10 protein-coding genes and 1 pseudogene are annotated in these 11,977 nt (G+C 61.2%); 6 read left to right on the top strand and 5 right to left on the bottom strand.

Annotation, left to right across the window (positions count from 1 at the left end):
- Nucleotides 1-475: 475 nt before the first annotated feature.
- Complete coding sequence (locus ACOI2T_RS30115) at nt 476-1,471, bottom strand: DNA cytosine methyltransferase (protein WP_409502177.1); 996 nt, start codon at nt 1,469-1,471, stop codon at nt 476-478.
- 298 nt (nt 1,472-1,769) lie between these two features.
- The gene (locus ACOI2T_RS30110; RefSeq protein WP_409502176.1) at nt 1,770-2,693 is read right to left on the bottom strand and encodes a NaeI family type II restriction endonuclease; all 924 of its coding nucleotides are present in this window, start codon (nt 2,691-2,693) and stop codon (nt 1,770-1,772) included.
- Between the two features lie 1,114 nt (nt 2,694-3,807).
- Between ACOI2T_RS30110 and ACOI2T_RS30105 the strand changes: the two genes are divergently transcribed.
- The 6 genes and pseudogenes from ACOI2T_RS30105 to ACOI2T_RS30080 all read left to right on the top strand — a co-directional run bounded on the left by ACOI2T_RS30105 (nt 3,808) and on the right by ACOI2T_RS30080 (nt 9,130).
- On the top strand, nt 3,808-4,197 hold the full coding sequence (locus ACOI2T_RS30105) for a hypothetical protein (RefSeq protein ID WP_409502175.1): 390 nt from the start codon (nt 3,808-3,810) through the stop codon (nt 4,195-4,197).
- Nucleotides 4,198-4,255: 58 nt separating this feature from the next.
- On the top strand, nt 4,256-4,450 hold the full coding sequence (locus tag ACOI2T_RS30100) for a hypothetical protein (RefSeq protein WP_409502174.1): 195 nt from the start codon (nt 4,256-4,258) through the stop codon (nt 4,448-4,450).
- A 46-nt stretch (nt 4,451-4,496) separates the two neighbouring features.
- Entirely contained in the window at nt 4,497-5,357 is an 861-nt protein-coding gene (locus ACOI2T_RS30095; RefSeq protein ID WP_409502369.1) for an McrC family protein, read from the top strand.
- A gap of 375 nt (nt 5,358-5,732) precedes the next feature.
- Nucleotides 5,733-5,885: pseudogene (locus ACOI2T_RS30090) on the top strand (translation initiation factor IF-2 N-terminal domain-containing protein); the annotation flags it as partial.
- 950 nt (nt 5,886-6,835) lie between these two features.
- Nucleotides 6,836-7,789 carry an 8-oxoguanine DNA glycosylase OGG fold protein gene (locus ACOI2T_RS30085; protein ID WP_409502173.1) on the top strand — a complete coding sequence of 318 codons (954 nt, stop codon included), beginning with the start codon at nt 6,836-6,838 and terminating at the stop codon, nt 7,787-7,789.
- Nucleotides 7,790-7,792: 3 nt separating this feature from the next.
- Nucleotides 7,793-9,130: a hypothetical protein gene (locus tag ACOI2T_RS30080; RefSeq protein WP_409502172.1), complete on the top strand. Its 1,338-nt coding sequence runs from the start codon at nt 7,793-7,795 to the stop codon at nt 9,128-9,130.
- Nucleotides 9,131-9,189: 59 nt separating this feature from the next.
- Here the strand turns inward: ACOI2T_RS30080 and ACOI2T_RS30075 are convergent, their stop codons facing one another.
- The 3 genes from ACOI2T_RS30075 to ACOI2T_RS30065 are packed head-to-tail and all read right to left on the bottom strand — an operon-like array spanning nt 9,190 to nt 11,976.
- On the bottom strand, nt 9,190-9,519 hold the full coding sequence (locus tag ACOI2T_RS30075) for an McrC family protein (protein ID WP_409502171.1): 330 nt from the start codon (nt 9,517-9,519) through the stop codon (nt 9,190-9,192).
- Complete coding sequence (locus tag ACOI2T_RS30070) at nt 9,497-10,288, bottom strand: 5-methylcytosine restriction system specificity protein McrC (RefSeq protein WP_421874971.1); 792 nt, start codon at nt 10,286-10,288, stop codon at nt 9,497-9,499. Before ACOI2T_RS30070 ends, ACOI2T_RS30075 begins: the two co-directional genes overlap by 23 nt.
- Nucleotides 10,285-11,976, bottom strand: coding sequence for an AAA family ATPase (locus ACOI2T_RS30065; protein ID WP_421874969.1), 1,692 nt, complete (start codon nt 11,974-11,976; stop codon nt 10,285-10,287). The genes ACOI2T_RS30070 and ACOI2T_RS30065 overlap by 4 nt, the downstream gene beginning before the upstream one ends.
- Nucleotide 11,977: the final 1 nt, after the last annotated feature.

Raw genomic sequence — 11,977 nt, 5'->3', positions numbered from 1 at the left:
ACTGTCGACCGGTGAACTTCCGCGAACAGCGAGCGGCGCGCGTTCCCAGTGCCAGGAGCGGCCCAATCCACGGTGCCGCTCGACCTGGCTCGTCGGCAGACTCTGACAGCGCAAGCTGGACGCGTCCACCCCCGGGAGACGCCATGGTCAGGTATTCCCCCTTTGACCTCGGTGCCTGCTGTTAGCGGGAGTGTAGCGAGGGCCTCCGACAGAATCCGAAGAACTGGCGTGGCGACGACGCAACCTTGGCGCGCGGGTATCGGCGGGCAGCCTTGTGGATCAACGTATTGCGTAATCGGACAACAAGGTGTCGGTGCGGCCGACATTCTCGAGGTCATGGGTGACGTAGGCGGCGGTGCCGGAGGGTGTCATTCCGGCGATCGCAAGCGCACTGCGGTGCGCTGATCCCGTGCGGCCAGAACTTCGGAGCCCGGCCGTAGTGTACCGACTAGCCGAACGTCCGCGGCGACAACACCTATGCGCTCCGGGCGATAGCTGGCCCGTCGTTTGCCTCGTGCTGAAGCAGTGAGCTGCCGCCGAGCGCATGCGCGATCGATGCCCCTACGGCTTCCGCCACCGGCGGCGGGAAGGCATTGCCGATCTGGCGGTAAGCCGCCGTCTTCCGCCCGTAAAAGCGCCACGTCGGCGGAAACCCTTGGATCGCTGCGGCCATCTCAAGTGTCAGCCGAGGTATGTGTTTGACGGGAGTGTGTGCATCGGGGCCAGTATTTGCAAGCCCCTTTCCGTCTACGCCGAGTTCAAGCCAAGCGGCGCGAGCGCGAGTGGGACCCAGGTCGGGGCCGCCATGTTTGCGTGATCCGCCGACAAGGGTGGGGCCAATGCCGCTAGCCCGCTTTGCCCAAGCTGCAGCTCCTGACCACCCATCGCGAGCCATGAGCGGGTGCAATACTTCACCTACCGTCGGGGTGGTCGGTTGTGGGTCCGGCCAACGAAACTGATCGAATAATTTGCGCTTTATCGCCACCAGGATGAATCGCGGCCGCAGCTGGGGCACACCGAAGTCGCTTGCCTGTATGACTTGCCAATCTGCCGCGTAGCCGAGGCGCTGCAGTCGATCAAGGATCGATTTGCGATACGGCTCGAATTTCGCCGTTGATAGTCCCCGAACGTTCTCCAGCATGACCGCTGTGGGTTTAGCTTCCGCGACAAGCCTGAGAGCTTCCGGGAAGAGATCTCGTTCGTCGTCTGCCCCGAGTTGTTTTCCCGCGATGGAGAAAGGGGGGCAGGGGACTCCCCCCGCGAGTAGGTCAATGCCACGGTAAGGGTGGCCGTCGATTTCCCGAACGTCGCCTTCGTGCACCTTCCACTGCGGTCGATTGATTCGCAGTGTTTCGCATGGCTCGGGCTCGATCTCTACCGCGAGTTCATGCGTGAATCCCGCGTTTTCCAAGCCGAGCGACTGCCCGCCCGCGCCTGCGCAGATCTCCAAGCAGCTCAAGGTGTTCGTCATGTGTCCATCTCCGTTCCTATCGAACGTACGTTCGATGTGACTGTCATCATGACGTACTCCTCTGACAAGGAAGCACCGCCTCGTCGTAGGTTAGCGACGCGACGACCAGTGCTTGCGGACCCACGCCGGGGAGGGCGGGCTGCGACTTCAGTGGGACGATCGTGCAGCATGGCTGCTATCCACCGGTCGAACACCGAGCGGGAGGGTAGCCCAACGGGCATCTTTACACCGTCTGGGCTACCGTTTCCGCAAGGACTATTCGATCCGGATGCATGCGCGACTCAATCGTCCTGACTGGCTACTCCTCTCTAACTCCCCTTTCTGGAAGGATCGGAGCCTCGCAGGTAAGGTCGTCGTGTGTTGCGCGTCTCCAACGTTTACCGGAGATCACCGGATCACCTTCGCCGCCCGGCGCAACACGGACTGAGATGTAGTGTTTGTCATCCGGCACAGGAACTCCCAGCGCTTCCGCGAGGTGAGCGTGGTAGCCACTCAGAATGACGTAGCCCTCGGGCTTGAGTGCGCTGCGCGCACCGCCGTTGAAGCGAACCCGCTTCTGGTCGTCTAACTGCATGGCTACGGTACGCACGGTGTTGCGGTGGACGAGTCGTCCCTCGGCCGCCCGAAACAGCCGATTTACGCGCTGCGTACCGTATCGGTTGTCAAAGATGTGAGCGACGACGTCGTCCGGCAACTGCAGCAGTATGCTCGCGGGCATCGCAGTGTTGCGCCACAGCCACTTGATGGCGCCGCGGCCTGCCGCGTTGAGGGAACTTTTCTTGTCTCTATTCGCCCCTTCGCGTCGATGAGCTGAAGTGACGCGAACCACGCCGAGTGAGAACTTTGCGTCGGGGTCACTCGCTGTAGCGACCAAAGCGATCTCGTCGAATATCTCGGGCGGAAGCATCCAGCCTCCATCGGCCTGGCTCCACTTGGCATCGACTTGATGGCCGGCGATGCGGTAGTCGGTCTGGTCGCCGCCCTCGAACTCGAACTCACGTTGTGCGTTGATCTCGAAGACGGTGCCGAAGTGGGTTTTCTCGGTCTTCATCAGTTGCGACCAGCGGAAGCGGCCAGTTTCGGGACCGTTGTAGATCATGTCGTAGGTATGCCGAAGAACAGCGCCCCAACGTTGCCCGGTCGGGTCGAGTCTAAGTATTTCGTCCGCGACCTCTTCGATGGCGGAATCCTGGTCCTTCTGATGCGCGTGGTCTCCAGTCACCCGCGGAATGTACTAGATACGCGTTGTCGGCGTGCGGTGGGATGGGATCACGTTTCGCGAACGGCCTTCGCGCTGGAACACGACCGCAATTCCCAACGCTTCGTACACTTCTGACAATGACGGGAATTGATGCGTCGGTAGAGCTGGTCAGAGAGCTTGACCGCCTGGGCCGGACAAGTGCCGTGGCTAAGCATGCTCCGAGGTCGAAAGCGCTCTACGCCTACCTGACCCGCGGAATGCAGCCGCAAGCTACGTCGGGGCTGGCTCGAACTGAATTTATTGAGCTTGCGACCGAACTTATTGAGAGGCTAGGGGTTTGGTGGTCTCAGGACGCATACAGCCGAATGCCGGTGATGGTCCCGTGGTGTGTCAGGGACCGTTCGTGCCGGTACGATCAAGGGCCTGAATCTTGGGGCGCCCCACGTGCGGATGCGTACTTTCGTGACGACAACTCCATCATTAAGAAGCTACCGCTTACGTGCGCTGTAACGGCCCCGCTGGGGCATCCGTACCGCGGCGGTCGGCCGTGGCGTGGGTTCACTGCTTGTCACATCTGGCGCGATATGCCTGACGGGACGTTAGCCGGAGCTGATCCATGGCTGTACTCGTTCATGCCGAACTTGATCTGGTTGCCCTCGTGGATTGCTCCATTGACGGACCGCCAGTCGTCGGAAGTGCAGCAGATTCTGCAGCGGACAAGCATCGCGTTGTTTGCACGTGGCCGGGTACCGCGGCGACTGCGACCCTACACAGAGTACGCGTGGGCGAAGCTTCATCCGCCCGCTCACGGTCGAACATTGTCGGCAGACCGCGTGGCGACGTTCGAGCCCGACGACAGCTGGTTTCGCAGGCGAATCAAGTACCTGGATAAGTTCGTTGGCGGATGTGAGACGATCCTGTCAGGGGGCAGCCTGACGTCAAAGCTGATCAGTTCGCGCTACACCGCCGGTCTTCCAACGCTCGACACGGTCGCGGTCGCGGCCTTCAGTACGGCTCTTAGAGATTACCGCGATGCGCTCGAACCTAGGTTTGACTGTCTCACGCCAACTTCCGCGTTGTCGGAGAGTCGAAGCAGCGAGCCCTCGATCGGGCGGCTCGTTCCGCCGACTGGGAGTTGATAACCCTGACGCCGCCCACCAACGGAATCCTCCGGAGCTGGCTGACGGCGAAGGGCTACCCCTCGACGCTCGCCGACCTGCACGACGAACTAAACGCCCGCATCACCGACACCGATTTCAAGATCGGTCCGTCGTATTTCATGCGGGACAAGATTGCCAATGACCCCACCGGGGCCGCCCTGAAACTGATGTGGCGCACAGACATCCTGCCGCTGCTCGAAGAGCACCAATACGGCGACCGTAACATCAACGTGAACGCCCGCTACGGTCTGGACGCGCTGACCAAGAGTTTGGCGGCCCACCCGGTCGGTGCTACAGCCGAGGCGGAAACGGTACCAGCGTCCGATTCAGACGACGATTACTCCACCGCCGCTGATCCTCGCTGAGGGCGGTCCTGCCCTCCAGGCATCCCTGACCGACACGGAGTGCCGAGTCCTGACCGCGTTGGGCATCGTCACCGTCACACCGACCGTCACCGAGGGCCTATATGACGTGATCGCCGGCCGGAAGGTGGGGGCCGTAGCCATCGGTGAGCGCCAACTCACCGTGCGTCCGAAGATCACCGATCTGAACCGCCTCCTGTTTCTCCTCGGCTACGCCCGGAATCCGGGATCTGGCGTGACGACCCGATCGGTCTGATGGGGGCCGACGAGCTGCTACCGGGCGTTGCGGAGGCTTCGCCCGGATCGCCACCCGAGCCGACGAACGAGGACTGCTGCAGGGCTACCGGACGATCTCTGACACCCTGCCGGTGCTGCGCGGGCGGATTCTGGCCGACGAGCAGATGAGCCGGTTCTACGGGCTTCCAGTGCCGATCGCCGTCGAGTACGACGACTTCACCACCGACATAGCTGAAAATCAGCTGCTAGCGATGGCGACGCTGCGGCTGTTGACCGTGCCCCGGGTGAGCGAACCCGCGCGGCGGCTGCTCCTGAGGCTGCGTCGCACATTGGCCGACGTCTCCGTGACTCCGCAGGGCACAGCGATCCTGACGTGGCAGCCTAGCCGCCTCAACTCCCGCTACGGTTCGGCCTTGCGGCTCGCCGAAATTATCTTGGCCGCCGAGTCTTTCGAACATCACCTGGGCAGCGTCACCGTGACCGGCTACGTGTTTGACATGTGGCGCATCTTCGAGGATTTCGTCACCACCGCGCTGAGCGAAACGCTGAATCAACACGGCTGGCACTGCGAGACCCAAGCGCCCTTGCACCTCGACGACGCGAAGCAAGTCGACATGCAACCAGACCTGCTGTGCCGTCGTAACGGGACGGTCGCGGCGGTCGTCGACGCCAAGTACAAGGCCGAAAAACCGGAAGGCTTTCCCAACGCCGACCTCTACCAGATGCTCGCCTACTGCACGGTACTCGGACTCGATGAGGGCACCTGGTGTACGCCAAAGGAAATGAACAGGTGCGCGTTCATACCGTGCGGCCCGCCGGCGTCACCATTCACTGCCATGCACTCGACCTTGGCCTGGATGCCGAAGACGTCGGCTATCCCCGTGATTAGGACATGGGTAGGGGTCCGTACTCCTAATCTTGTATGACCGGCCTGGGAGCCGCTTGTCGGTGGGTTTTGTCATTCTGTTCGGCTCGCGTCCGCGGTTGATCGGAACAGACATATGGAGGCGATCGATGAGGTCACTGTCCTGTGATGTGCGCCTTGGTTCCGCCGGGGCTGCTCAACACCCAACGCGTCGGCAACCATGACGTTTCAATACCGCGACGCGGTCGAAATGCCGAAAACTCTGGCGAGGATCGTCGGCGCATGTTTACATGTGCTGGCAAATTTGTCGGACCCTCTTCCCAACCTCTCGTGCTACGTCAGGCGGGTGGCGGCCGTCCGCACGAGGCCATGAAGTCAGAGGCGTTGACAATGATTACCGTCAATCATTCGCGCAATGAGGGCAATGGCAATGGCGATGGCCGGTAAAAAGCGCGTTCACGAGCTCGCCAAAGAACTGGGCGTCACGAGCAAGGAGCTCTTGGCGCGGCTCGGAGAGGAGGGTGAGGTCGTCAAGTCTGCTTCGTCGATCCTCAACGCTCCAGTCGTACGTCGGCTGCGTGAGTCCTACGTAACCACTGTCGAGAAGCTGGCGCCCGAACTTGGCGTCCCCGATAAGGCGGTGCTCGGCTATCTTCGCCACCTCGGGTTTGATGTGCACACTTCGGATACCGCAGTCACGCCGCAACTGGCCACCAAGCTACGTCAAAGGTTCCAACCGGTCCGGAATCCGGTCGAGCGAAGTCAGGGGCATAATGACGAACCGAAATCTGCAGGAGCTGAACGATGTTCAGGTGGCCAGTCTCAATCTGTACGGACGACGCCAGAGCCAACGTATCTCTACATGTGCGACGCTACGACTTCTGTCGTTCACCATCGGGACTACCTCAACGGCCACAATGACCGAGCGCTGTGCGGCCATCAATGCGCCCGGCCCAGCGTGCCCCCGGAGGTCGACCCATCGCAGGTATGCGAAGCCTGCCGGGTGAGGCTGCCCGAGTATCACGAAAGTGATGGCGCGCAGGATTTCAGGAGGCCACCGCCGAGCTGGCGCAACTTCGCACTGAGTACCGGCAGCTCGAAGCGCGTTGCAAGGCGCAACAGAGACTCCTCTCGAAGCTGCAGCAAGAGATCCAGAGATCGAAACAGAATCTGCAGCAGAAGCCGAAGCCTCACCAGGCATCTAAGACAAACACGAGGCAGAAGTCAGCAACCCGAGTCAAGCAACCGAGAAAGCAGGCGCGAGCGACTCCACAGGTCACCCGCAACACCCGCGGACGTCTCGTTGACCCGAAAGTTGTGCAGAAGAGGGTTCGGGAAATGCTTGCGCCGCAACGGCCAAAGAGTGTCGCCGAGAAGTGGGCTGACGAAGCAGCGCGGCACACGATGCGTTCTCACAAGCCAAGCAGCTGGCGGATCGGCCGGTCGCCTGGGAGCTACAGCTAACTGACTGACCATGATGCGACGGTGGTTTCATCGACCCATTCGCGAGAGTTCGATCGCCTATAGGAGGACAACACGATGAGTGACGGCAAACTCGTCCGCGACTTAATTCCGGATCTCATCCGCGAGTCGGGTCGGATGGTGGAAGTTCGCCAGTTGGCCGGGCACGAACTGGCGCACGCATTGGTAGACAAGCTCCTGGAAGAAGTTCAAGAAGCAGCCGAGGTGGTTAACGACCGTAACAGGTTGATCGACGAGTTGGCTGATGTCACGGAAGTTTTGTCGACACTGCTGAAATGTCACGGGATCGAGGAGCAGGAGGTCGCGGACGCAGCTGCGGCAAAGACGCGGCAGCGTGGTGGATTTGGTTCCGGGACTTGGTTGGTCAGCGATGTTCCGCGGGCAGTACGCCAATACACCACGAAGAACGTCGAGCGGCAGCGTAATCGCTGGATCCCTGAACGTTGGATCGAGGTCTTCTCCGGTCACGAAGACGCGCACGCCGACCTGACGGCGCATGTGCAGGAGGCTGGAGGTATCGCCCGTAGATTCCTCCATGCTCAGGCTGCGAGAGATCCTGTCGATCTGTTCTTGATGACGATGGCGTGGGGATATCAACCGAAAGACTATGGCCCTCAGCGCACGGCGGCCGTACTGAGGCGTGATGGTGCGGCCGACAGCATCAGGGCGATCGTCGAACTGACTCGCAGCGAAGGTGCAGCTGCCGGGTGGAACGCATTGCTGAACACCCACAAGATCACCGGATTTGGCATGTCCTTCGGGACAAAACTGCTTTACTATGCCGGATACACCACTGCGCAGCCCCCACGGCCGCTGGTGCTCGACGAACGGGTCCGTGCCGCTTTGGCGGTTACCGCACCTGGCACAGTGCCCGCGAAAGGGCTTGTCTGCCAAGCAGATTATCTGCGCTATCTCGAACTTGCCGAGAAGTGGGCTGAGGACCCGTTGTGGAAACAAGAACCCGACGTGGTCGAGTACGCGCTGTTTGCCCATGGAGGCAAGGGGGGATGACCTTTGCTTCGCAAGCCGATCGTCGGCGACCAACCCGAACAAGTCCGCGACGGCGTCTCTAACAACGCCGAGGTGGAGGAGTATATGAGCGTCGAGATATTTCAGGACCGGGACGATGACTACCTGAAGTGGGTAAATGGGCACAGCACGGGTTACGTGATCAACGTCGGCCGCAGCTTGAGCGGTGTGGCCAAGCTGCACAACGCCGCGTGCCGCACGATCATCAGCACGCCACCTTTTACCGAGTCCTACATCAAGGTCTGCTCAACGGCGCTTCGTGACCTCGACGAATGGGTTTTGGGCTACCCACGCATCGCCCTGTCGCAGTGCGGGACGTGCCAACCACCCGGGTACATCGCTTCCAGCCCGGGCTCGGCACCGGCCCACCTGGTTGTGCCGGTGCCCGACACCACTGATGCTGAGCCGGAAACGATGGCAGCGCATGGGTGGGAGATCGAAGGACCTGACGCCGGCAGCCGGTGGGTCCGGTTGTGGACCGACCGTTACCTCCCGTACGAGCGGCTCACCGATGATCAGCGGGCCGCTCGCGCAGCGCTCCGCGAATCCGTCCGATGCCTATCAGCAGAGCCCGGTGAGATACTGCACGCAAGTTTCGCCGGCTTAAAGCCCGAGGGCGCGGACGTTGAGAATCTGGTGCTCTACAACATCGACGACACCGCAGGAGGCTGCTTCCAACTCGCCACCCAGCACGGAGTCCGCATTGAAACGGCAAATGCATCACACGGCAACGCGCCATCTGGTCGATCACATGCGTGCTCATATGAGTATGCACTGACGAGCCCGGACAGCCTTTTCACTCATTGGCGGCCCATGCGGCCACTGGCTCACTTCACGGAAGCAGATCTTGGAAAGTTCCCGTCCGACAAGCGATTAGAACAGGTTTGGCTCGCCATTCACCACACGAAAGACGTCCATATCGCCGAGAAGCCCGTCGCTGAGTCGGAGCGGCTTGTGGTCCGCCTTACCCTCAGCCACCCATGGTCACACACAGCAGGGGCGAACCCCGGACTTGTCAAAGCGCTCATCGACGGCACCATCGCCGCGTTCCAGTGCCACCGCGACACATCATCTGTCGATGACATCGGCTCGCGTCTGGCCCACACCACCGGCAAGCCGGTGGGGCTGATCAAACCCCTGCTGCTCGACGACAGCCATGCCGTCCTGGGCGCCGCCGGCCGGCTCGTTTACCTGCGGGGAAGCGGAGTGCAATGGAATCCGGCCGACCACTTGGTTGTGGCTGCGCAGATTGTGTGCCGCCAAGGACATGAGAGCAAGTGGTCGTTGTCGGGCGAGATCCACGCAGCCGAACCGGTGTCGTGATGCCGTAGCAGCTCCTAAAAGTGCTGTCTCCTCGGATAAATGACGCATTAGTTAGCTTGTCACGACTTGGGATGCGGGACGCTCAGTAGTGTCTCTCGAATCTCATGGGCGTCGCCAGCGAGGTTGACCGTCAAGAATCGGTACCGGTGGCCCTGGATGATCGCCGACTCGTCCAGCTGCTGCCGCACAACGGGATACAACAGCACACCCTCAGCAGTAAGAGATAATTCGTCGCGACCATGTTGTGATTGCACATAGGCGTACAGCTGGAAGATGTGATCGCGTGAGAGCTTGGGTAAGCCATACTGATTCGGTTTGAGGGCATCCGCAAACTTGGTTTCGACGATGATGCGACGGTCGCCTGTCTCAAGCAGCGTGTCGGTCTTCATGATCGGAAGTACTGCCATCAGACCGTCCGTCGGGTTCACAACGGGCCAATGATGTTGTGTCTCGCCACCGGCCACCGGCCACCGACCATTGCGGCGGCAGCGCTGCCTTATAGAACCCTCGCACTGCGGCCTCGTACAACCGGCGCACTTCGGCGGCCTCACGTTCGGGATCGCGACCTTGTGCTCTGCCGGCATCTTCGGCGGGGATCTCCATCTGTAACAACAGGCGGGCGGCGTTCACGGCCTCGGCATCGTCTTGTTCGTTGCGGCCCAAAGTGAGCTGGCCGGCTTCGCGGGAGGTGACCAACCGCGGTGTGACCCCATACTGGGTCAGTGCCTCGGCAAGTCCTCGGGCGCGCCGCTCCAGGGTGTGGTCATCAACCCGTCGTGCGGCGATCATCAGGGCCGTGAGCAGGACCCGGTTGCGCAGGTTGTCGACCGACAGCTCATCGAAGCGGCAGGCCACCCTGCCTTGGGCGAGCAGCTTTTTCGACTCGGTCGTTAGTAGGTCAATCTGGCCACGAACCCTGGCGAGTGTGGAGACACGTTCGCGGTACTGACGGCCGAGGCTGCGTTGCAGCCGCCGTTCGACGGCGGTCACCAGGACTTCGGAGACCAACTCAAACAGGTCGTCGGGGTTGTCCTCCACGCTCCGGTCCCGGAGGAAATCGCTGCGCTGATACAGCCGCGACGCATATAGCATCAGCAGCCAGAGGTTTCGCACCGGGATACCGGTGCTGCCACTGGCGATGACACCCGGTTGGGTCACCGCGAGCCGATCAACGCTGCCGTCTCTGCTGCAACTTTCGCCGGGTCGTCGAACCAGTACTCGGCGAGCAGCGGCCGGATCTCCTGTGCGACAACGCCTCGGATCCAGCCCGTGGGGTCGTCGATCGTGGAAGCGTGCGCCGGAGTGAAGAAACTATGACCAATGCGGTACTGCTCACCCAACGAGCGATCGTCGCTGATCCGCTGGTTGAGCACACCGATCCGATCCGCCAACGCTGCGAGAATCGTCGTGTCGACACCGTTCCGCACCGAAACCCATTTGCGCCAGGCGTCATTGAACTGCGGTGACAGGTCGGCGAAGGCGAACCTTCGGCGCAGCGCAAAGTCGACTATTGCCAACGACCGGTCCGCCAGATTCATCGTTCCAATGATGTAGAGGTTTGCCGGGATATAGAAGGGATCTTCGCCGGGTTTGCGGTAGGTGAGGGTCAATGCCTCGGCAAGGTCACGCTTATCTGCTTCCAACAGCGTGAGCAATTCGCCGAAGATCTGTGCCAAATTGCCGCGGTTGATCTCTTCGATCACCAAGACGTGCTTGCTGCCGGGCGTACTCTCCGCCCTCTTCATGACTTCCAGGAACAGTCCGTCGACGAGGGTCAGCGTGCCGTCGCCGCTTGGGCGCCATCCCCGCACGAAGTCTTCGTAGGACAATGTCGGATGGAACTGAACGGACTGGAGTAGACCGGCGGAACCTGCTCCGATGAGTGCTCGCCCCAGGCGCTTGGCCAGCCAGGTCTTGCCGGTTCCAGGCGGCCCCTGCAGGATCAGGTTCTTCTTGCGTTCCAGGGCATCGAGGTAGCCGAGCAGCGTCTCCTCTGTAACGAAGCAGCCGTCTTCGATGATGTTGGAGACTCCGTAAGCGGGTGTACCGGGGGTTTCTTCTTCGGTGGTCTCGTCCTCGCCTTCATCGACCACTTCGGGCGCGTCGTCGCCGAATCGCTCCGCCCAGTACGTGGAGTTCCGGAACTCTTTGTAGTCTTGGTCTGCCCCGCTGAACGTGAAGTCAATGAGCGCCTTGGATTTCCAATCGGTCGGCTTCACGCGCCAAACGGTCTGCTGATTCGTATAGAAGTACCACTCTCGAACTGGTTCTTGCTCATCCCAGTCGACATCGACGGTGTAGCCATCACCGTGGTTATTGATGACGGTGCCTGTGGCCTTGATTGCCATCACCGAGACACGGTTTCCCTTGGGGTCGAAGGGCAGATCATGCTTGCGTGTGAAAGCCGCCTTGATGGCGATGCGTTCGCCCGGTTTCATGGCCTTCACCATGTCGAGATACTTGCCCTGGTTGCCGTTGACCCAGCGTCCGCTCTCCAGGAACTGCTCAGTCTGGTCGCCTACGGGACCGTCGTAGTTGTCTTCGGTGACTGTGTAGAACGCACCGACAAACCAATAGGACGGGAGATGCTCCGTGTCAACCGCGATGGCCGTCGAGGTACGTTTCTTGGGCACGTATGCCTGGAAGGCCGGGACGGCTTCCAGGTCGGCCTCGGTGATTTCCACAGGATGATCGGCAAGCATCTGCCTGCCGAAGTCGGTGATCCGGCTCTCGCCGTTCTTGACCTTCTCGATGGCCTGCGCACGAGTGAGAAATGACAGGGCCCAGCCGGGCTCTGTTGTCGGCCTGGCCCTGCCCCGACGGCAACGCCACCGCGCGTTGTGCATC

The sequence above is a fragment of the Mycolicibacterium wolinskyi str. Jessa 2025 genome (genome assembly GCF_049241375.1).
In the GTDB taxonomy this organism is placed as follows: domain Bacteria; phylum Actinomycetota; class Actinomycetes; order Mycobacteriales; family Mycobacteriaceae; genus Mycobacterium; species Mycobacterium wolinskyi.
Note: the sequence above shows the minus strand (reverse complement) of the source record. Positions and strands in the feature narration are given on the sequence as shown.